Raw genomic sequence first — 20999 nt, forward strand, 5'->3', positions numbered from 1 at the left:
TGCTTGAGAGGGCGCTTGTGGAAGACTAGGCGGCCCATTGCGCCGATGGATGCCCATGCCTGCTCTCGATGATCCCCTGATTGACCGCTTCCTCGATGCCCTCTGGCTGGAAAAGGGTCTGTCGGACAATACCCGCGAGGCCTATCGCAGTGATCTGGCGCTGTTCAACGGCTGGCTCGACGAGCGCGGGGTGCGGCTGGCCGAGGCAGGCCGCGAGGTAATTCTCGATCACCTGGCCTGGCGCCTGGCCAACGACTACAAGGCACGCTCGACTGCGCGGCTGCTGTCCGGGCTGCGGGGTTTCTACCGCTTCCTGCTGCGCGAAGGACTGATCGAGGTCGACCCCACGCTGCGGGTAGAAATGCCGCGTCTGGGCCGTCCGCTGCCCAAGGCCCTGTCCGAGGCCGATGTGGAAGCGCTGTTGGCGGCGCCGGATATCGGTGATCCGTTGGGGCTGCGTGACCGCGCGATGCTGGAAGTGCTTTATGCCACTGGCCTGCGTGTAACCGAGCTGGTCAGCCTGCGTCTGGAGCAGATCAACCCCCGCCAGGGCGTGTTGCGCACCTTCGGCAAGGGCAACAAGGAACGGCTGGTGCCGCTGGGCGACGAGGCCATGCACTGGTTCGAACGATACCTGCGACAGGGGCGCGGACTGCTGCTGGGCGACAAGGCCAGTGACGTGGTGTTTCCCAGCCGGCGTGGCGAGCAGATGACGCGCCAGACCTTCTGGCATCGGATCAAGCTGCATGCCAGGACTGCGGGAATCGCCTCATCGATTTCGCCGCACACGCTGCGTCATGCCTTTGCCACGCACCTGCTCAACCACGGTGCCGATCTGCGCACCGTGCAGTTGCTGCTCGGTCATACCGATCTGTCGACGACGCAGATCTACACCCATATCGCCCGGGCGCGCTTGCAGGAGCTGCACGCCAAGCATCATCCGCGGGGGTGAGCCGCTTTTGTGGGTGCGCCCTTGCGCCGAATGGGACCAGAGGTCCCTGTTAGCTGCTCGCAATACTTACAGCCGCTTACAGAGGGCACTGACCCCGGCCCCAAGACTCAGGCAGGTTCGGCAGTAGCCATCGACTTCTGGCTGGTCGAGACTGCGGTGTCCCGGCGCTCTATGAACTTCCAGTCCGCCTCGTCGATATAGATGCCGGCTGGTCCACTGCCGCCTTCCAGGTCGATGGCGACGTGGGCGGAGACCTGCGGCTTGACCGAGGCGAGGATCGGCACGAAACCCAGCTGCAGACTGGTCTCGATCAGCGCCTGCTGGTTGCGCTCGTCGATGTCCGCGGCCTCGTCGAGGTAGTAGGGCAGGCGGATGCGTCCAGCCTGCTCGCGGTCCATCAGGTGCAGCAGCAGGTACATGTTGGTCAGCGCCTTGATGGTCATGGTGGTGCCGTTGGAGGCCGCACCGTCGATGTCGGTGTGGATCACCGGCTGGCCACCGACCTTGGTGATCTCGAACGCCAGCTCGAAGAGGTCCTTGAGACCCAGCTGGTTGCTGTTCGCCGCCACCAGGCGCGCCAGGTATTCCTTGGCCTCCTCGTTCTTCGCGTCCTGCTCGGCCGATTGCGACAGGTCGAACACCGACAGCGTCTCGCCTTCTTCATATTGGCCGGCACTGTGGATGATCTGGTCGATGTGCTTGAGCGCCTCCTTGTTCGGCGCCAGCACGATGCGGAAGCTTTCCAGGTTCGACACCTGGCGCTTGTTGATCTCGCGGTTGAACAGCGCCAGCTGGTGCTCGAGGCTTTCGTAGTCGCTGCGGATGTTGCGCAGGGTCCGTGCGATGTCGGTGACCGCCGCGCGGCGGGCCTTGGCCAGCGTCAGCGCCTCATCCTGGCGGTGGGCGTAGGCGTTGACAAGGAGTTGCAGGCGGCGCTCGGGGTCTTCCTCGCTGTCGAACTTGGCCACGCCCTTCAGGCGCACCTGGGCGTAGAGCGCCTCGATCTGGCCGTCGACGCGCTGCAGCGCCTGCCAGCTGTCTTGGTAGTCGTGCAGCAGCGGTAGGAGGTTGTCCAGCGAATCGTCCACCGGGTCCATGAAGGGCGTACCGAAGGGCAGGTTGGCCGGCAGCAGCTGGCGCCGACGCAGGGCGTCTTCCAGGGTGCGTTCCTTGGCTTCCAGATCGGCCAGTTGGCGACCGACCAGCTGCAGCTTGGCGGACAGGTGCTGGACGCGCTCGGCGAAGGCATCGCTGGTGCGCTTGAGTTCGTCCTGGGCGGCTTCGGCCTGGGCCAGCTGTTCCAACTTGGCCGGCTCCTCGGCGGCCAGGGTCTGGCTGCGGCGGAAGTCCTCCAGCGCCTTCTGCGCATCCAGCACCTGCTGGTAGAGCGCTTCGGCCTGGGCTTTGCTCGCATTACGGTCTACGGCTACCGCGTGCTGAGTCTTGAGCTGCTTGAGTTCGCGCTCCAGACGGTCCTTCTGGTCGCGCAGGGCGGCGCGGTCGGCCAGCGCCTGCAGCGCCGGCGGCTCGATGTGCGAGAGGTCGATGGACAGCCCCGGCACCGAGAAGGTGTCGCCCTTGAAGCGATCCAGCACGGCTTCTACCGCCTTGACCCAGTCGTCGCCCTCGGCGCTGATGCCTTTCTCTCCCAGCGGCAGGCTGAACAGCTGGCCGTTGAACAGGCGCATCAGGCGGTCGACGTCGGCCTGGGAGAATTCCTCGCGCAGCCGCGAATAGCTGTTGTTGTCGGCGTGGTCGAGCTGCTGCTTCACCGACTTCAGGCGTTTCTCCAGATCACGCAGGCGCTCGTCCAGATCCTCGCTGGAGAACTGCCGTGACTGCGCCAGGGCGCCGGCCAGCTCATCGTGGGCGTCCTTGGCGGCGAGCAGCTGCTGCTCCAGCACATGGGCATCCTCGACCAGGGCGAAGCGGTTCTTCAGCACCGCCAGCTCGCCCAGCCAGCGCTGGATTTCACTGATCTCGCGTTCCAGGCGCATCAGCTCGGAGGTACTGCCGCGCTGCTCGTTCTGCAGGCCGTCCTGCTCGCGCCGGTAGTGATCGGCCTGGATCACCAGCTCTTCCTTGCGCGCATCGGCGTAGTCGTGCCAGGTGCCCAGCAGGTTATCCAGCAGCGGCGAGAGGCGATGCAGCTTGCCACGCAGTAGCTCGCGCTGGGCGACGCCGGCGGCCAGGGCTTCGACCAGCGGGCCGGCAGCGACCAGCGCCTGATAATCCTGTTCCATGCGGCGCACGTCGCGGAAGGCTTCCTCGGTGGCGGCGATGTAGTCGACGCTGCCCGAACGCAGGCTGTGCTCGAAGGCGTCGAGGAACAGCTGCTTGAGCTTGGCGGCGGTGATCTCGCGCATGTGCAGCAGGTTGATAAACAGCGCGCGGAAGGTCTTTAGGCTCTGCTCGCTGGTCGAGCGCAGCGGGATCAGCGTCATGTCCAGCGGGATTGACGTGTGGCCGCCCACCAGCAACCGGCGCAGCTCGTCCGGCTTGGCCTCGTAGGCCTTGATGCCGGCGCGCTCGAGGTTGGCGAACAGCTCACGCTGGCGCAGGCAGGTGCCGTTCTGCTGGTAGTGGTCCAGATCCAGCGAGCCCTGGTAGACGAAGAACTGGTGGCCGAAGCCGCCGCCTGGGCCACGCCCGGCCACGCCGATCACGTGCGGGCCGTGGGGCAGCATCACCTCGACGAGGATGTAGCTGGTGTCCGAGGCGAAGTAGAACTTGCGCGACTGCTCCAGGCTGTACTTGCCGAAGCTCATGTCCGACATGCGCGCCAGGATCGGGAACTGCAGCGCGTTGATCGAGGCGGACTTGCCCAGGTTGTTGGCGCCATAGACCGACAGCGGATTCTCCAGCGGGAAGATGCCGAGGCTGTAGCCGGCGGTGTTCAGCAGGGCGAAGCGGCGGATGCCGTAGCGTTCCTGGCTCATGCTTCAAGCTCCTTTTCTGCGGCGATGGCGCGGGACAGGGCGTCTTCTTCGGATTCTTCGGTGGTTTCTTCGATAAGGATGATGTCGTCATCCTCGCTGTCGTCTTCGGCGATCAGCTCCGGAGCCGGCAATGGCAGGTCGCTGCTGTGCAGGCTTGCGGCCAGATCGCGGTCCTGCTGCACCGACAGGCAGACGTCGAGGAAGCGGTGCATGGGCGGCAGGAAGCGGTAGACGCCGTTGCTGTCCTCGGCGAAACCGAGTTGCGTCAGGCGGCGGATGATCTTTTCTTCCAGCTCGTCCTGGGTGGTGACTTCGGCTTGCTGGAAGAGATCGCGGTACTTGTCCAGCAGTGCTGGCAGCTCGTCGCGGCCCAGGCTGCCGCCGTCGAGCACGGCCAGCGGATCGCGGCCCTGGTCGGCCAGGTGCTCGACCAGGATGAAGGTGAACAGCGCCAGGCGCTGGGCGGTCTTGTTCACCTGCGCGCCCATCTGCTCGGGCACGAAGTAATAGAAGCCGCGTGGGTCACAGACCAGCTCGAAGCCCAGCGCCTTGAACAGCGCGCGGTACTGGTCCTGCAGGTTGGACAGCTGCGCGTAGGGCTCAGGTTCGCTGCGCGAAAGGTGATAGCCCTTGAACAGCTCGCGGAAGATCGGCGCCAGCTGGGTCATTTCCTTGAGGTCGATGTTCATAAACGTGGCTCACAGGCAATCGTAGGGTGGAAAACGCCAGAGGCTTTTCCACCGGAGAGTTCGGTGTTGGCAAAGGTGGACAAGCTTCGCGTTGTCCACCCTACGTCGTGCTTGGCCGCCAACGTAGGGTGGAAAACTGCGAAGCATTTTCCACCGGCTCCCGTAGGCGACAGGGTTGGCTCAACCATCTGCATTGGCCACCAGCGCAAAGGAGCTGAGGCTGACGCGGTGTTCGCGGGTCAGGTATTCGCGGCGTTCCAGGCGGTCGCGCTGGAAGCGGCCGTCGCGCGACAGGCGGGAGAACCAATAAAGCAATTCATCAGTGGCGCCCTCCGGCTCCTGTTCCAGCAGCCAGGCCATCAGGTCCGGCAGTGGCAGTGCCTGCTGGCAGCGTTCGACCATTTCGCGAGCGGTGCGCGGGGTGCGCGGCGCGTCGGTCCTGCGTTTGCTGCCAGCACGGGGGAACTGCGCCGGCTTGGGTTCGAAGCGGGCCAGGGCATAGACATACGCCTCGACCTGGCTGGCCGTGCCGAGGAAGGTCGTCTGCGGCCGGGTGAACAGCGGCAGCGAGGCTTGCGGCACGGCGTCCAGGCCTTTCTTGCGGATCGCCGACAGTGCCAGCGCCGCGCCCCGGGTCACGGCGTTGTGCCGGCGGGCCTCCTCGCGCAGCGGCAGCAACAGCTCGCGGGCCTTGCGCAGGGTCAGCTGGGCGGTGGTCTGCATCTCCAAGATGCGCGCGTGGGTGCGCAGCAGTAGGTCGTCGTCCACCAACTGGCCGAGGCGCTGCTGTTCGCCGAGCAGCTTCATCAGCACCTGCTCGACGCGGTGCACGCCCTGCTCGAAGGCGCCGTCGGCGGCGACCAGCTGGATCATCGGCTCGACGTATTCGTCCCAGGTGGCGAGGACCTCGGCGTAGCGCTGGCGCAGCGGAATCTGACGGTCGCTGGTCTTGGCTCGGTCGGCCACGGCCACCAGCGCCTGCTCGTCGTTGTCGAGCTTCTTCAGGACGTCGCGCACGCGCATGTCAAGCAGGCGCAGCTGGCGGGCGAGGTCATTGCCGTCGCGGATCTCGAAGGCATCGAGAATATGCCCGGCCAGGCGTTCCAGATGGCGCAGGTAGGCCTCGATCTCCAGACACAGGCCGAGGCGATGCTCGCGGCGCAGGTAGGCGAGGAAGTCGTGGATTTGTGCATTCAGCTCGAAGCGGTTGGGGCTCTTGGCCACCGGCACCAGGATATCCAGGCGGATCCACTGGTCGAGCAGGGCGGTGATATCGGTCGGCGTGCCTTCGGGCAATTGCGCGGCGAGCTGGTGGCGCAGTTCCATCAGGCTCAGGGTGCCGGCATCGAAGCGTTCGCACAGCGGTTCGAGCAGGGTCCAGTGTTCGGCAAGGGCACGCAATACGCGCTTGGGTTCGATCATCGAGGCGCCGGTTCCAGCCAGTGAAAAAGGGGCGAATTGTACTGCATTGGCGCGCCGGTATTTGCGATCAGACGATCGGTGCCGTTCGTAAATGTCGCAAATGTGGGCACAGTCACCTGGTTGTCATCCGCGCTGGGTTAGCTGTTCGGCGGCGGCTTGTAGCGCTGAACTGACGCGGCTTTGCAGGATATTTGGCCGACTGAATTCGGCGCTGCGGAGTCGCCGTAGGACATTCTGTCGGACGAAATGCGTCGACGGCCTTTCGATATGCGGCGATTGACGGCAGAATCCGCCCTTTTGCACACAGGAAGCCCGCCGGCTTCCTGCCAGGCGACCTCGCAGGGGCACCTTATTAATGATCAATACGCCGTATTACCTCATCGACAAACAGAAGCTGCTGGGCAACCTGGAGAAGATCGCCTACGTGCGTGAACACTCCGGTGCCAAGGCGCTGCTGGCGCTCAAGTGCTTCGCTACCTGGTCGGTGTTCGATCTGATGCAGCAGTACATGGACGGCACCACTTCGTCGTCGCTCTACGAACTCAAGCTCGGCCGGCAGAAATTCGCCGGCGAGACCCACGCCTACAGCGTGGCCTGGGCCGACGACGAGATCGAAGAGATGGTCGCCAACTGCGACAAGATCATCTTCAACTCCATCGGCCAGCTCGAACGCTACGAGAGCCAGACCGAGGGCACCATCCGCGGCTTGCGCGTGAACCCTCAGGTAAGCAGCTCCGACTACCTGCTGGCCGACCCGGCACGTCCGTTCAGCCGCCTGGGCGAGCACGATCCGGCGAAGATTGAGGCGGTGATCGGCAAGATCAGCGGCTTCATGTTCCACAACAATTGCGAGAACGGCCGCTTCGATCTGTTCGACGAAATGCTGACCACCATCGAGGAGCGCTTCGGCCACCTGCTGGCGCAGGTCGACTGGGTCAGCCTGGGCGGCGGTATTCACTTCACCGGCGAGGGCTATCCGATCGATGCCTTCTGCGCGCGGCTCAAGGCTTTCTCCGAAAAATACGGCGTGCAGGTCTACCTGGAGCCGGGCGAGGCGGCGATCACCATGAGCGCCTCGCTGGAAGTGACAGTGCTCGACACCCTGTACAACGGCAAGAACCTGGCCGTTGTCGACAGCTCCATCGAAGCGCACATGCTCGACCTGCTGATCTACCGTCAGAACGCAAAGATGGCGCCCAATGACGGCGAGCACAGCTGGATGGTGTGCGGTAAATCCTGCCTGGCGGGGGATATCTTCGGCGAATTCCATTTTGATCGTCCGCTGGCCATCGGCGATCGATTGTCGTTTATCGACGCAGCTGGTTACACCATGGTCAAGAAAAACTGGTTCAACGGCGTGAAAATGCCGTCCATCGTGGTTAAACAGCTCGACGGCAGCGTCGAGGTGGTTCGCGAATTTACCTTTGACGATTACCTGTCCAGTCTGTCGTAAACCTGCCCACGATCAGCTGCGTGTCCTCTAGCTCGCAAGATCGTGAACAAGTTCTGACTACTGGCGGTAGCAAGGAGAGTTAAACAAATTGAAGAAGAACGTTCTTATCATTGGTGCAGGAGGTGTCGCCAAGGTGGTGGCCCATAAGTGCGCGCAGCACAACGACGAACTCGGTCGTATTGCTATCGCGTCGCGCAGCATCTCCAAATGCCAGGCCATCATTGATAGCGTGAAGGCTAAGGGCAGCCTCAAACAGCCCGCTGAAATCCAGGCCTATGCCCTGGACGCCATGGACGTTGAAGCGACCAAGGCACTGATCCGCGAGACCGAATCGCAGATCGTCATCAACGTCGGCTCCGCCTTCCTCAACATGTCGGTGCTGCGCGCCTGCATGGATACCGGCGCCGCGTACCTGGATACCGCCATCCACGAAGAGCCGGGCAAGATTTGCGAAACCCCGCCGTGGTACGGCAACTACGAGTGGAAGCACCTGGCCGAGTGCGAAGAGAAGGGCGTGACCGCCATCCTCGGCGCGGGCTTCGATCCGGGTGTGGTCAACGCCTATGCGGCGCTGGCGCATCAGGAGCACTTCGACAAGATCGAGTCGATCGACATCCTCGATGTCAACGCCGGCTCCCATGGCAAGTACTTCGCCACCAATTTCGACCCGGAAATCAATTTCCGCGAATTCACCGGTCAGGTCTACAGCTGGCAGAACAGCCAATGGACCACCAACAAGATGTTCGAGGTCAAACGCACCGACGACCTGCCTGTGGTCGGCCAGCAGAACCTCTACCTGACCGGTCATGACGAGGTGCACTCGCTCTCCAAGCACCTCGACGTGCCGAACATCCGCTTCTGGATGAGCTTCGGCGATCACTACATCAACGTCTTCACCGTACTGAAGAACCTGGGCCTGCTTTCCGAACAGCCGGTGCGCACGGCAGAAGGCCTGGAAGTGGTGCCGCTCAAGGTGGTCAAGGCCGTGCTGCCTGATCCTGCCTCGCTGGCGCCGGGCTACACCGGCAAGACCTGCATCGGTGACCTGGTCAAGGGCACCAAGGACGGCCAGCCGCGCGAGCTGTTCATCTATAACGTCGCCGACCACGAGGAAGCCTACGCCGAGACCGACAGCCAGGGCATCTCCTATACCGCCGGCGTACCGCCGGTAGCCGCCGCGCTGCTGGTCGCCCGCGGCGAATGGGACGCCAAGCGCATGGTCAACGTCGAGGAACTGCCGCCCAAGCCGTTCCTGACGCTGCTTGACGAGATGGGCCTGCCCACTCGAATCAAAGACGAGCACGGCGACCGTCCCTGGTATGAATAAGGCATAAGCCGCAGGTGAAAACCAAAGGCCCCTCTGCATAGGTAGCGGGGCCTTTTTCGTTGGCGGGCGCAGGTTTGTAGGGTGGAAAACCGCGAAGCGTTTTCCACCGGCGTTCCCATTCGTGGAAAAGCCTTCGGCGTTTACCACCCTGCGCGGCTTGTGTCGTCATGGGAGCGCAGCTCTCGGCGCGAAGCTTTTGATCGGTGGCGGCGATCAGCGTTTCGCCGTTCCTTCAGGCATGCTGACGGCCACGCTTCCCGCCCCGCTCTTTTCACGCGACAATCACCAGTCTATCGACACCGGCCCCCATGTCGGGCCCGTGCTTGCGCACAGCCGTGAGGAAATCCTATGAGCAGCAACGATCGCGTCATCATTTTCGACACCACCCTGCGCGATGGCGAGCAAAGCCCTGGCGCCTCCATGACCGGCGAAGAGAAGCTGCGCATCGCCCGCGCGCTGGAGCGGCTGAAGGTGGACGTGATCGAAGCCGGCTTCGCCATCGCCAGCCCCGGTGATTTCGCCGGCGTAAAACTGGTCGCTGACAATATCAAGGACAGCACCGTGTGCAGCCTGGCGCGTGCAGTTGACGCCGATATCGAGCGCGCCGCCGAAGCCCTGGCCTATGCCAACTCCGGGCGCATCCACACCTTTATCGCCACCAGCCCGATCCATATGCAATACAAGCTGCGCATGCAGCCGGAGCAGGTGATCGAGCAGGCCGTGCGCGCGGTGAAAAAGGCACGCAGCCTGTGCGCCGATGTTGAGTTCTCCTGCGAGGACGCCGGGCGCTCGGAGATCGATTTCCTCTGCCGCATCATCGAGGCGGCTATCGATGCCGGTGCGCGCACCATCAATATCCCGGACACCGTCGGCTACGCGATTCCGCACCAGTACGCCGATACCATCCGCCAGCTGCTGGAGCGCATTCCCAACGCCGACAAGGCGGTGTTCTCCGTGCATTGCCACAACGATCTGGGCCTGGCTGTGGCCAACTCCCTGGCCGCCGTAGTGGCTGGTGCGCGCCAGGTCGAGTGCACCATAAACGGCCTCGGTGAGCGGGCCGGCAACGCCGCGCTGGAAGAAATCGTCATGGCGATCAAGACCCGCCAGGACCTGCTCGGCGTGCACACCCGCATTGAAACCGAACACATCCTCGCCGCTTCGCGCCTGGTATCCGGCATCACCGGCTTCCCGGTGCAGCCGAACAAGGCCATCGTCGGCGCCAACGCCTTTGCCCACGAGTCGGGCATCCACCAGGACGGCGTGCTCAAGCATCGCGAAACCTACGAGATTATGTCCGCGCAGTCGGTTGGCTGGCACGCCAACAAGATGGTCATGGGCAAGCACTCCGGTCGCGCCGCCTTCCGCTCGCGTCTGGAAGAGCTGGGCATCGTTCTGGAAGGCGAGGAACTCAACGCAGCCTTCGCCCGTTTCAAGGAGCTGGCAGACAAGAAGCACGAGATCTTCGATGAAGACCTGCAGGCTCTGGTCTCAGATACCCTGGCCGAGGAAGCCCCCGAGCATTACAAGCTGGTCAGCCTGGAAGTGGCGAGCAAGACCGGCACCACGCCAGAAGCCAGGCTGGTGCTGAGCATCGATGGTGCCCAGCGTGACGCCGCTGCCCAGGGTTCCGGCCCGGTGGATGCGACCTTCAAGGCCATCGAAGCCATCGCCGCGTCCGATGCCACCCTGCAGCTTTATTCAGTCAACGCCATCACCCAGGGCACCGACTCCCAGGGCGAAGTGACCGTGCGCCTCGAGAAAGGTGGGCGCATCGTCAACGGTAATGGCGCCGACACCGATATCGTCGTCGCCTCGGCCAAGGCCTATCTCAATGCGCTGAACCTGATGCAGGTAGGCGCCAAGGCGCATCCGCAGGTGGAGGGAGTTTGATCAGCGAAATCCGGCGTCGCAGCTATCTCGACGCCATGCAGATTGTCAGCTGGCTGCCGCGTACCGAGTTGCCTTTTGCGGCGCCTTCGCGGCTGGAGCTGCTGCTGCCTGAAACCGAGCCGGAACCGTCTCGCCCAGAGATGGAAGCGGTTGAGGTTGCCAAACCTGTACAGGCCGAAGCTCCTGTTGCAGCGCCCGTAGTACGAGCCGAGGTGCCGCGTCCGCGTATTGCCATGCCGGAGCCGAAAAAGCCTGAGCCGGCGCCGGTTGTTGAGGAAAGCACCCCCGCGAAAGCCAGGCCCGTCGCGCCGCCGCCACGCTTCGCGCTGCAGCTGCTACGTGCCGGCAGCGTGTTGCTATTGGTCGAGCTGCCCACGGGTGAGCCTTTCCAGAGCCGCGATCCGGCCTACATTCTGCTCAAGGATCTGCTGCGCGCCGCGCGCCTGCCGGACAAGCCGCAGCAGGTCGGTGACGGCGAGCCGATCCGCTGGCCGCTGCTCAGCGGCGGCAATCTGGAGCAGGGTGCCGAGGCTGCGCGTGATTATGTGCAGGGCGTTCTGGCTGCCGAGCTGGAAGAGATGGGCTGCGACTGCATCTGGCTGATCGGCCTGCCGGCGCTGCAGTATGCCGGCGAGGTGGAAGAGGATGCCTGCTACCGAGAGCTGGCCATCGACGGGATCGGCCATGCCCTGGCCATCCCCGGTCTGGAATATCTGATGGAGCAGCCGACCGCCAAGGCCGAGCTGTGGAAGGCCCTGCGCCGCAGCATGTCACGCTGGAATATTGGCTTATGAGTGAAGACGTCAGCTTCCGCCGGATGACGGCGGCGGATCTCGATAACGTGTTGAAGATCGAATACGCCGCCTTTAGCCATCCCTGGACGCGCGGCACCTATACCGACGCCCTGTCTGCCTATGAGTGCTGGGTGATGTTCGAGGGCGAGCAACAGGTCGGCCACGGGGTGATCAACGTCATCATCGATGAGGCGCACCTGCTCAATATCACCGTCAAGCCGCAGAGCCAGGGTCGCGGGCTGGGCCTGCGTCTGCTGGAACACTTGATGGCGCGCGCCTACGAGCGCGGCGGGCGCGAGTGTTTCCTTGAAGTCCGCGCCAGCAACGGCTCGGCCTATCGCCTATACGAGCGCTACGGCTTCAATGAAATCGGCAGGCGCCGGGATTATTACCCGGCAGCCGATGGTCGCGAGGATGCGTTGGTGATGGCCTGCACCCTACTGGATGAATCGGACAGCTAATCCCGCTTTCGGCTAAATCCAGCCTACTCCCTCTGTGGGAGCGGGCCATGCCCGCGAAGCTTTCGGCAGCCCTCAAAACGCTCGCGAATAAATTCGCCCATTGGTAGGCCCTATCTCCAGCCTGCTTAGGTCCCGGCCGGCTTGTCCCTTCCCGAATCCAGCGGTGCATCGCCCTCCAGTTCATCGTCAGAGAGAATGTCCGGATTTTCTTCCAGCAGGCTCTCGTCTTCCTGCAGCACTGCCGTGCCGCCGCTGACTCCGGTGTCCGGCTCGCCATCGGCTGGGCCGTCCCAGGGCTTTCCATCAAGGGGATGGCGGCGCGCCAACTCGGCTTCGTCCAGGCCCACATCGGCCCCGATTTCGTGCCCGGATACCACGCTCAAGTCCTGATCGGCAGGGCCGCCTTGGCCACGCTCGCGTGGCGAGCGGGCGCCGTCATCTGGGATCAGCGTCTCCGGAGCCATGTCATCCATGGTGGTATCGCCGTCGGGCACTTCGCCAGCGGTCATGCCCGCTTCAGCGACACGCTCCGGCGTGAATTCATTGTCCAATTGCTCCTGCGGTACCTCGTCACCGATGCGGCCCTTGCGCTCGTCCCGGCGCTGGTCGAAATCGAGCTGCTCCATAGAGCCCAAGCGGTCTTCGGTGTCGTCGATTTCCGTGGGCGTATAGGGCTTCTGATCGTTCATGACAACCTCCTGCGTAAATGCGCGGTCTTGCAGGTTGTGACTGGAGCGCCGGGTGAAGATTCCGCCTGGCCGCCGGCTGGTAAAGCTTGTGGCACGACAAGCGAACCACCTTGGTCAATCGGCAGTCTAGGAAACATGGACAAACCAATTGATCGACTCGCAACAGACGTTCGGCGCTGTGCCTACTTCTTCGATCTGGATGGAACGCTGGCGCAAATACAGCCCAGCCCCGAACTTGTATTCATTCCTGCCCCTGCTCAGGAGGCGTTGCAGCAGCTGCACGCCGCCGATGTCCCCGTGGCACTGGTTTCGGGCCGGCCGCTGGAACAGATCGATGCGCTGATTGCGCCGCTGCAGTTACCGGCCGCCGGGATTCACGGCGCGGAGCGCCGCGGCGCCGATGGGCAGGTGCGGCGGCTGGCGCTGGATAGCCGCGTGTTCGCCGAAATCCAACAGGAGCTGGCCCAGGCATGCGCCGAGCATCCGGGCCTGCGCTTTGAAAACAAGGGCATCGCCTTTGCCCTGCATTTCCGCCAGGTACCTGTGTTGGAAGAGACGGCGCGAACCCTTGCCGAAGCCTTTGCCGAGCGTTACCGCGAGGTGCTGGTGCTGCAGCCAGGCAAGTGCGTGTTCGAACTCAAACCGCGCGGCGCCAGCAAGGGCGAGGTGATTCGCACCTTCATGCAGGAAGCGCCCTTTGTAGGACGAGTGCCGGTGTTCCTTGGCGACGACAGGACCGACGAGGCCGGTTTTGAGGTGGTCAACCAGTTGGGCGGGCTGAGCATCAAGGTAGGCGAGGGGCCGACGCAGGCGACACTGCGCCTGGCTTCGGTGGACGCCGTAGGTGCCTGGCTTGGCCGCCTGCTCGAAGGAATCGGCGTCAGGCCGGAAGACAACGATAAATCAGACCGAAGCGAGTGCGCCCCATGAGCCGATTGATAGTGGTTTCCAACCGAGTGGCACCGATCAAGCCGGGCAAGGTCGCAGCCGGCGGGCTTGCGGTTGGCGTATACGATGCACTGCGCCAGAGCGGCGGCATCTGGTTTGGCTGGAGCGGGGAGGTCAGCAGCACGCCGCAGACCAACACCGAAACCGTCGGCGAAATCACCTATGTCACCATGGGCCTGACTCGGCAGGATTATGACCAGTATTACCGCGGCTTCTCCAACGCCACGCTCTGGCCGATCTTCCACTACCGCATCGACCTGGCGCGCTACAATCGCCAGGAATACGATGGCTACCGACGCGTCAACGGCATGCTTGCGGCACAGCTCAAGCCGCTGCTCAAGCCCGACGACATCATCTGGGTTCATGACTACCATCTGATCCCATTTGCCGAAGAATGCCGGCGGCTGGGCATCCGCAATCGCATCGGCTTTTTCCTCCATATTCCGTTTCCACCGCCGGAAATTCTCACCGTCATTCCACCGCACAATGACCTGCTGAAAACCCTTTGCTTTTACGATCTCATCGGCTTCCAGACCGAAACCGATCGCCTGGCCTTTCAGGACTATATGACCCGCGAAGTACGCGGCATCCTCGAAAAAGACGGCAGCCTGACGGCTTACGGGCAGAATTTCCGTGCCGGGGTTTACCCCATCGGCGTGGTGCCGGATGAAATCCAGGAGCTGGCCGAATCATCCCAGCGCCGCCGCCGGCCCATGCGACGGATCACCGATGTCGAGCGCAAGAAGATCATCAGCGTGGACCGGCTGGATTATTCCAAGGGCCTGGTGGAGCGCTTCAAGGCCTATGAGGCGCTGTTCGACCGCTTCCCCGAGCATCGTCGGGGGGTCGAATTCATTCAGATCGCGCCCACGTCGCGTTCCGACGTCAAGACCTATCAGCACATCCGCCAGCAGCTGGAGAGCGAGGCAGGGCATATCAACGGACGGCTTTCCGATCTCGACTGGACGCCCCTGCATTACCTCAACAAGAGCCATGATCGGCGCGTGCTGACGGGGCTGTTTCGCGACGCCGATATTGGCTTTGTCACACCTCTGCGTGACGGCATGAACCTCGTCGCCAAGGAATATGTGGCCTCGCAGGACCCGGACGACCCCGGCGTGCTGGTGCTGTCGCGCTTTGCCGGCGCCGCCCACGAGCTGACCTCGGCTCTGATCGTCAACCCCTATGACTGCATCGGCATGGCTGAAGCTCTCGACCGCGCCCTGCGCATGCCGCTGGCGGAGCGCCGGGACCGCTACGAGCACATGATGAGCATCATCCGCAGCGCCGACCTCGATGCTTGGCGTGATACGTTCCTGCGTGATCTGCGGGCGTTTTCTTCCCGGCCCAAGGCGCAGGTGCAAGCGAGCCCGCTGTTCAGTGTGTGACGCAACACTCCGCGTGCTTGTCAAACCGCCGACCGGTTCGTAACGTGCGTGTCGGAATGAAAAAGCAGAGCAGCCAATGAGCGACGATCTTCAACAGTTAATCGAAAACAACGCGCGCTGGGCCGAGGCCATCCTCCAAGAAGACCCGAACTTCTTCAGCAAGCTGGCCAAGCAGCAGGAGCCCGAGTATCTCTGGATCGGCTGCTCCGATGCCCGCGTGCCGGCCAACGAGATCGTGGGCATGCTGCCCGGCGACCTGTTCGTCCACCGTAACGTCGCCAACGTGGTGCTGCACACCGACCTCAACTGCCTGTCGGTGATCCAGTACGCCGTCGATGTCCTCAAGGTCAAACACATTCTGGTCACCGGCCACTACGGTTGCGGCGGCGTGCGTGCAGCGATGCGTGACGACCAGCTGGGCCTGATTGACGGCTGGCTGCGCACCATTCGCGACCTGTACTACGAATACCGCGACCACGTCGCCAGTTTCCCTAGCGAAGAGGCCCAGCTCGACCGCATGTGCGAGCTCAACGTCATCCAGCAGGTCGCCAACGTCAGCCACACCGCCATTGTCCAGAACGCCTGGCACCGCGGGCAGCCGCTGTCGATTCATGGCTGCATCTACGGCATCAAGGACGGTATCTGGAAGGACCTTAACGTCACCATCAGTGGCCCCGAACAGCTGCCGCCGCAGTATCGCCTGCGTCCGCGTCGTCCAGAGTGATGCCTGATTCCCGAAAGTGGGCCTTCGCCGGCCTGCTGCTCGCCGTGCTTCTGTGGAGTGGCAACGCCCTGGTGGCGCGCGCCTTTCATGAAGATATTCCGCCGCTGAGCCTGTCGTTCTGGCGTTGGACGTTGGCTACCAGCCTGTTGCTGCCCTTCGTTGCGCGCTCGATCTGGCAGCATCGCCAGACCCTGCGCGCGGCCGGCTGGCGACTGCCCATCGTCGCCGCGCTGGGGATCGCCAGCTATAACACGCTGCTGTATTCCGCTGCGCAAAGCACCGAAGCCATCAACCTCACGCTGCTCAACACCTGCCTGCCGTTATTCGCCTTTATCGGAGGGGGGCTGTTGCTGGGCGAGTGGCCGGCCCGAAGCGCCTGGTTCGGCATGGCGATTGCCGCGGCCGGCCTGCTCTACCTGATCAGTAGGGGCAGCTGGGAGGTCTTTATCAGCCTGTCGTTCCAGAAGGGCGACCTGCTGATGCTCGCTGCGGTGCTGGCCTGGACGCTCTACACCCTGCTGCTGCGGCGCTGGGCGAAGTTCCTGGTCATGCCGGCGCTGACCCTGCTCGGTGTGCTGATGATGATCGGCCTGCCGCTGATCACGCCGTTCTACCTCTACGAATTCAGCCAGGTCGGCGGTTTTGCACCCACTCCCAGCAACCTCGCTGCCGTTGCCTATACCGCCGTCTTCGCCTCACTGGTGGCGTATCTCGCCTGGAACCACGGCGTGCGCATTGTCGGCGCAGCGAAGGCGAGCATAACCACCTACCTGATGCCGGTCTTTACCGCCATCATCGGCTGGCTGGTGCTGGGCGAAGCACTGCAGGTCTTCCACTGGATTGGTGGCGGGCTGATATTCGCCGGACTGTTGCTGGCGACCCGCAGCAGCGTGCAAAACACGGCACGCTAAAGCGGGCGAGAGGGGATATGGAACCGTGCAGGCTGGGGGCTGCACGGAATGGCTGACGCAGCGCTGCAGATGATTCAGCGCTTGTTATTGCCGCAGACCATATGGCCTTTCATGACCTCCTGTTTGACGATGCACTCGGCCAGCAGCGGGCGGCTCTGCAGATAGTGCTCGGTGGTTTTGTGATGCGCTAAGGCCGCTTCGTCGCGGTACAGCTCATAGAGATAGACCAGATCCGGGTCTGCCACATCCTGAATCACATCGAATACCAGACAATCCGGCTCGTCCTGCACCGAGGCGGCGGCGTTGATGCGCATGGCTTCCATGAACTTATCGAACGAGCCCGGTGCGAGCTGGGTTTTCAGAATCAGGCAGTACATAAGCGCTCCGTTTTGTTTTAAGGTGGATCGCCCGATTGTATACAAGGGGAAACAAGATGCCACAGCGTCCCGGTCGCCTTAACGGCCTGCGTCATCTGGCGCTCACCGTGCCGAACCTCGAAGAATGCGAGCGGTTCTACGTCGATGTGCTCGGCATGGAAGTGCTCAACCGCGCCAGCAAGGACCTCGTCTACCTGACGTGCGGCAACGACAACCTCTCCCTAGGCCGCGCCTCGGAAAAAAGCAGCGGCGTCCAGGCGATGGACCACTACGGCTTTATCGTCGACAGCATCGAAGAACTCCACGCCTGGTACGAATACCTCAAAGCCCAGGGCGTCACCATGCTCGACCGCCCCTTCGCCCACCGCGACGGCGCCCACAGCTTCCATGTGCTCGATCCTGCAGGGAATACCGTGCAGCCGCTCTATCATCCGGCGGTGTCGGGGCAGCGATTTAGCTGAACTCAGCGTATGCAGGTATGGCATTGGCGTGGGTGGCCATTGGCTCGAAATCGAACGCTACCGGTTCGGCATCTACGGAGAGGCATGGATGCCCATGGCCTCTCCGCTATCGCGGTCAGGCGGACTTAAGCGAGGCCATGTCGATGACGAAACGGTACTTCACGTCGCTCTTGAGCATGCGCTCGAAGGCTTCGTTGATGTCCTGGATATCGATCATTTCGATGTCCGAGACGATGTCGTGCTCGGCGCAGAAATCGAGCATCTCTTGAGTCTCTGCGATACCGCCAATGAGCGAGCCAGCCAGACGGCGACGCTTGAAAATGAGGTTGAAAACGCTTGGCGATGGGTGCGGGGTTTCGGGCGCGCCCACCAAGGTCATGGTTGCGTCTCGCTTGAGCAGGGATAGAAACGCGTCGAGATCGTGCGGCGCCGCAACGGTATTCAGGATGAAATCGAAGCTGTTTAGGTGGGCAGCCATCTCCTCCTTGTTTTTCGATACCACGACTTCGCTCGCACCCAGGCGCAGGGCATCTTCCTTTTTACCCGGCGAGGTGGTGAAAAGCACCACATGGGCGCCCATGGCGCGGGCGATCTTAACGGCCATGTGACCCAGGCCGCCGAGGCCGACCACGCCGACCTTCTGGCCGGGTCCGACCTTCCATTCGCGCAGTGGTGAATACGTTGTGATACCCGCGCACAGCAGTGGCGCCACGGCGGCGAGGTCGCCTTCGGCATGAGAAATGCGCAACGCGAACTTCTCATTCACCACAATGTGGTCCGAATAACCACCGAACGTGTTTTCACTGCCGCCAAATGCATGGCCGTTGTAGGTCCCGATGAAACCGTTTTCGCAGTATTGCTCCAAGCCTTCGCCGCAGGACGGGCAGTTCTGGCAGCTATCGATCATACAGCCGACGCCGGCCAGATCGCCGACATTGAAGGCTTTGACCGCGTCGCCTACAGCGGTAACGCGTCCGACGATTTCATGGCCTGGGACGGAGGGGTAAAGCGTGTTGTTCCATTCGTTGCGGACCGTATGCAGATCCGAATGGCAGACGCCGCAATAGAGAATCTCGATTTTGACGTCGTTCAAGCCTACCGCGCGGCGTGTGAATGAATAGGGCGCGAGCGGTGTGTTCGGGTCTAGGGCAGCATAGCCGATGGCGTTGTTCATGAAGGGTGATCCTTTCAGCAGCGTTACGTCGGAACCGACCGATGTGACATGCCGGCAATGTCCTAGCCGAGGATGCACGGCTGGTTTTCGTCTTGAAGCGACTTGTCAGTTCGATGGCCTCGGTCAGGGTCTGTTCGTCCCGGCCGTCGTATTCGATTACTCCGAGACGGGCGGTAAGCGGCAAGTGCTCCGGCCGTACCACGTACCGCAGCCAGCGACTTGAAGAGGTAACGGACATTTCCCTGCTGGGCTGATGCTGGTTTGTCTATCAAGGCACGCTTAGCTGCAGATTGCCCATGAAGAAGTGGGTCGCGATCAACCAGAGCACAAAGCCAATCAGCCCCAGCGACAGATGCCCAACCACAATCCCCAGCGCGATCTGTTTCCAGAGACCGGCGTACTTGTTGGCTGAGCTGGGAGCAGGGCGGTAAGGCATTTCCCGTTCGGCGCGAATATTGTCGAAGTCGTCGTCTCTCATGGCGTGCTCCCGGGGCGGTTGGCTGAATGGTAGGCACAAAAAAAGGGTTCAGCTTTCGCTGAACCCTTTTTTGAACTTGGTGGCTACGCAGGGACTTGAACCCCGGACCCCAGCATTATGAATGCTATGCTCTAACCAACTGAGCTACGTAGCCAAGTGGCGCGCATTATTCGCGTCGCGTGGGTGCGTGTCAACCCTTGAGCAGTGCTTTTTCTACCTGCTTTTTCAAACGCTTATAGCGGGTGAAGAGAATGCTGAGCGCTCTTTTATGCGGGAGCTGGCAGCTGTGCATCAGATCACGCCGGGCCATAGGTCGCGGTGTGGGGCCATCGGCCTGGGGGATTGCCTGTGTTAGTCTGCGTCTCTTTTTCAGACCGTAGTCGCCAGGAGATTCCATGCGCGTGATTCGTTTGTTTGCAGCCGCGACCCTCGGTCTGCTCGGCTCCGTTGCCATGGCCGCCGATGCCGACAAGGCTATTCGTGATGCGCTGCAGTCGATCCAGCCCGATATGCCCATCGAGGCCATTTCCGAAAGCCCGATGCCTGGCGTGTACCAGGTACAGATCAAGGGCGGGCGTCAGCTCTATGCCAGTGCCGATGGCCAGTTTGTGATCCAGGGCTATATGTTCCAGTTCAAGGATGGCCAGGCGATCAACCTGACCGACGAAGCCCAGAGCCGTGCCGTGGCGCAGACCATCGCGGCGGTGCCGACCAGCGAGATGGTGGTTTTCGCTCCGAAGAACCCCAAGGCCCATATCACCGTGTTCACCGACACGGACTGCGTTTATTGCCAGAAGCTGCACAGTGAAGTGCCGGAGCTCAATCGCCTGGGCGTCGAAGTGCGCTATATGGCGTTCCCGCGTCAGGGGCTGGCGAGCCACGGTGGCACTACGCTGACCAGTGTCTGGTGCGCCAAGGACCAGCAGGCGGCCATGAACAAGGCCAAAACTCGCCAAGAAGTGCCGGCTGCTACCTGTGACAGCCCGGTCGCCAAGCAATATGAGCTGGGCCAGATGATCGGCGTGCAGGGCACGCCGGCGATCGTCCTTGCCGACGGCCAGATCATTCCGGGCTATCAGCCGGCGCCGCAGTTGGCGGAGCTTGCTCTGCAGGCCAAGTAATACCGCGGGCGTCATCCACAGGCGCCCGGTTGAACTGTCTCGCTCCTCGCGGTCAATGTCTGAAGACACGCGAGGGGTGATCATGAAACTCGAAGGTTCCTGCCACTGCAAGGCCGTACGATTCTCGCTGGAGTCGGCTGAGCCTTATCCTTTTATGCGCTGCTACTGCTCCATTTGCCGCAAGACGGCCGGTGGCGGCGGCTATGCGATCAACCTCGGCGGTGACTACCGCACGCTGGCGGTCGAAGGGCGGGAGCATCTGAGCGTCTATCGCGCCCGTATGGCCGACCCGGAAACCGGCGAGGTCAACGTCAGCGAAGGGCAGCGCCATTTCTGCAAACACTGCGGTAGTGCGCTCTGGCTCTGGGACCCCAGTTGGCCGGATCTGGTCCACCCTCACGCTTCGGCCATCGATACCGAGCTGCCGGTGCCGCCCGAACATACGCATCTGATGCTCGACTCCAAGGCAAGTTGGGTCGAGCGGCAGGTTCAGGATGGCGATAAATGCTTTGCTGAATATCCGGACGAGTCTCTGGCGCAGTGGCATCAGCGCTTGGGTTTGGGCGGGGCGCAAAGCTAAGTCCGAACCGAAGCTTCACTCGCAACTCACTGGCTCGGAGGCTGAACTTGCCGCCGGCAAAAATGATGACAATGGCCGAATAAAATCGTCCCTACAGTTCGGCACGGCGGGGATAAAACGGCCCTGCCGTACGCCCAGCCGATTTGACTAAATCCCGTGCGCTTCGTAATGTGCGACTCTTTTGTTCGGCCGCTGCGTAGGGCCGTTCGCAGGTATGG

General features: G+C 62.5%; 20 protein-coding genes, 1 tRNA gene and 1 pseudogene. 13 read left to right on the forward strand and 9 right to left on the reverse strand.

All coding sequences use genetic code 11. The features are described 5' to 3' along the window. Positions 1–55: 55 nt before the first annotated feature. Positions 56–952: a site-specific tyrosine recombinase XerD gene (xerD, locus tag BN1079_RS16035; protein ID WP_037026152.1), complete on the forward strand. Its 897-nt coding sequence runs from the start codon at positions 56–58 to the stop codon at positions 950–952. 107 nt (positions 953–1059) lie between these two features. On the opposite strand, the gene mksF is transcribed toward xerD, so the two are convergent. From mksF to mksB, 3 genes are all read right to left on the reverse strand, one after another. Continuing rightward, the gene (mksF, locus tag BN1079_RS16040) at positions 1060–3891 is read right to left on the reverse strand and encodes an Mks condensin complex protein MksF (RefSeq protein ID WP_037026153.1); all 2832 of its coding nucleotides are present in this window, start codon (positions 3889–3891) and stop codon (positions 1060–1062) included. Next, on the reverse strand, positions 3888–4580 hold the full coding sequence (gene mksE / locus BN1079_RS16045) for an Mks condensin complex protein MksE (protein WP_037026155.1): 693 nt from the start codon (positions 4578–4580) through the stop codon (positions 3888–3890). Before mksE ends, mksF begins: the two co-directional genes overlap by 4 nt. Positions 4581–4760: 180 nt before the next feature. After that, positions 4761–6002 carry an Mks condensin complex protein MksB gene (gene mksB, locus BN1079_RS16050; protein WP_052114502.1) on the reverse strand — a complete coding sequence of 414 codons (1242 nt, stop codon included), beginning with the start codon at positions 6000–6002 and terminating at the stop codon, positions 4761–4763. Between the two features lie 355 nt (positions 6003–6357). Here mksB and BN1079_RS16055 point away from each other — a divergent pair, with 355 nt between their 5' ends. The 5 genes from BN1079_RS16055 (at position 6358) to rimI (ending at position 11930) form a co-directional block, all read left to right on the forward strand. Beyond that, entirely contained in the window at positions 6358–7455 is a 1098-nt protein-coding gene (locus tag BN1079_RS16055; protein WP_037026159.1) for a carboxynorspermidine decarboxylase, read from the forward strand. 88 nt (positions 7456–7543) lie between these two features. Further along, a complete protein-coding gene (locus tag BN1079_RS16060) occupies positions 7544–8782 on the forward strand; it encodes a saccharopine dehydrogenase family protein (protein ID WP_037026161.1) in 1239 nt (412 codons plus the stop codon). A gap of 348 nt (positions 8783–9130) precedes the next feature. Continuing rightward, positions 9131–10675: a 2-isopropylmalate synthase gene (locus BN1079_RS16065; RefSeq protein WP_037026165.1), complete on the forward strand. Its 1545-nt coding sequence runs from the start codon at positions 9131–9133 to the stop codon at positions 10673–10675. Next, complete coding sequence (locus BN1079_RS16070) at positions 10672–11469, forward strand: hypothetical protein (RefSeq protein WP_037026167.1); 798 nt, start codon at positions 10672–10674, stop codon at positions 11467–11469. Before BN1079_RS16065 ends, BN1079_RS16070 begins: the two co-directional genes overlap by 4 nt. Beyond that, complete coding sequence (gene rimI, locus BN1079_RS16075; protein WP_037026169.1) at positions 11466–11930, forward strand: ribosomal protein S18-alanine N-acetyltransferase; 465 nt, start codon at positions 11466–11468, stop codon at positions 11928–11930. Before BN1079_RS16070 ends, rimI begins: the two co-directional genes overlap by 4 nt. A gap of 125 nt (positions 11931–12055) precedes the next feature. On the opposite strand, the gene BN1079_RS16080 is transcribed toward rimI, so the two are convergent. After that, positions 12056–12619: a hypothetical protein gene (locus BN1079_RS16080; RefSeq protein ID WP_037026171.1), complete on the reverse strand. Its 564-nt coding sequence runs from the start codon at positions 12617–12619 to the stop codon at positions 12056–12058. 135 nt (positions 12620–12754) lie between these two features. On the opposite strand from BN1079_RS16080, the gene otsB reads away from it, so the two are divergent. The 4 genes from otsB (at position 12755) to BN1079_RS16100 (ending at position 16590) form a co-directional block, all read left to right on the forward strand. Beyond that, a complete protein-coding gene (gene otsB / locus BN1079_RS16085; protein ID WP_052114503.1) occupies positions 12755–13549 on the forward strand; it encodes a trehalose-phosphatase in 795 nt (264 codons plus the stop codon). Continuing rightward, positions 13546–14955, forward strand: a complete 1410-nt coding sequence (gene otsA / locus BN1079_RS16090) for an alpha,alpha-trehalose-phosphate synthase (UDP-forming) (RefSeq protein WP_037026173.1) — start codon at positions 13546–13548, stop codon at positions 14953–14955. The genes otsB and otsA overlap by 4 nt, the downstream gene beginning before the upstream one ends. Positions 14956–15031: 76 nt before the next feature. Next, positions 15032–15679 carry a carbonate dehydratase gene (can, locus tag BN1079_RS16095; RefSeq protein ID WP_037026174.1) on the forward strand — a complete coding sequence of 216 codons (648 nt, stop codon included), beginning with the start codon at positions 15032–15034 and terminating at the stop codon, positions 15677–15679. Continuing rightward, the gene (locus BN1079_RS16100) at positions 15679–16590 is read left to right on the forward strand and encodes a DMT family transporter (RefSeq protein ID WP_037026175.1); all 912 of its coding nucleotides are present in this window, start codon (positions 15679–15681) and stop codon (positions 16588–16590) included. The genes can and BN1079_RS16100 overlap by 1 nt, the downstream gene beginning before the upstream one ends. Positions 16591–16664: 74 nt before the next feature. Here BN1079_RS16100 and BN1079_RS16105 read toward each other — a convergent pair whose 3' ends face one another. Beyond that, complete coding sequence (locus tag BN1079_RS16105; protein WP_037026178.1) at positions 16665–16967, reverse strand: putative quinol monooxygenase; 303 nt, start codon at positions 16965–16967, stop codon at positions 16665–16667. Positions 16968–17023: 56 nt separating this feature from the next. Between BN1079_RS16105 and BN1079_RS16110 the strand changes: the two genes are divergently transcribed. Next, complete coding sequence (locus tag BN1079_RS16110) at positions 17024–17428, forward strand: VOC family protein (protein ID WP_037026179.1); 405 nt, start codon at positions 17024–17026, stop codon at positions 17426–17428. Between the two features lie 115 nt (positions 17429–17543). On the opposite strand, the gene BN1079_RS16115 is transcribed toward BN1079_RS16110, so the two are convergent. From BN1079_RS16115 to BN1079_RS16125, 4 genes and pseudogenes are all read right to left on the reverse strand, one after another. Then, complete coding sequence (locus BN1079_RS16115) at positions 17544–18602, reverse strand: NAD(P)-dependent alcohol dehydrogenase (protein ID WP_037026180.1); 1059 nt, start codon at positions 18600–18602, stop codon at positions 17544–17546. A 91-nt stretch (positions 18603–18693) separates the two neighbouring features. Then, positions 18694–18835, reverse strand: a pseudogene (locus BN1079_RS17650) (NADH:flavin oxidoreductase/NADH oxidase); the annotation flags it as partial. Between the two features lie 35 nt (positions 18836–18870). Next, positions 18871–19080 (reverse strand): hypothetical protein, encoded by a 210-nt coding sequence (locus BN1079_RS16120; RefSeq protein ID WP_037026181.1) that lies wholly within the window; start codon positions 19078–19080, stop codon positions 18871–18873. A gap of 77 nt (positions 19081–19157) precedes the next feature. Next, positions 19158–19234: transfer RNA gene (locus tag BN1079_RS16125), tRNA-Met, on the reverse strand. 241 nt (positions 19235–19475) lie between these two features. On the opposite strand from BN1079_RS16125, the gene BN1079_RS16135 reads away from it, so the two are divergent. Together BN1079_RS16135 and BN1079_RS16140 are read left to right on the forward strand one after the other, a co-directional pair. After that, positions 19476–20201 carry a DsbC family protein gene (locus BN1079_RS16135; protein WP_037026183.1) on the forward strand — a complete coding sequence of 242 codons (726 nt, stop codon included), beginning with the start codon at positions 19476–19478 and terminating at the stop codon, positions 20199–20201. An 82-nt stretch (positions 20202–20283) separates the two neighbouring features. After that, the gene (locus BN1079_RS16140; RefSeq protein ID WP_037026184.1) at positions 20284–20781 is read left to right on the forward strand and encodes a GFA family protein; all 498 of its coding nucleotides are present in this window, start codon (positions 20284–20286) and stop codon (positions 20779–20781) included. The last annotated feature ends 218 nt before the right edge of the window (positions 20782–20999 follow it).

Origin of the sequence: Pseudomonas saudiphocaensis, assembly GCF_000756775.1 — a bacterium.
Classification (GTDB): domain Bacteria; phylum Pseudomonadota; class Gammaproteobacteria; order Pseudomonadales; family Pseudomonadaceae; genus Stutzerimonas; species Stutzerimonas saudiphocaensis.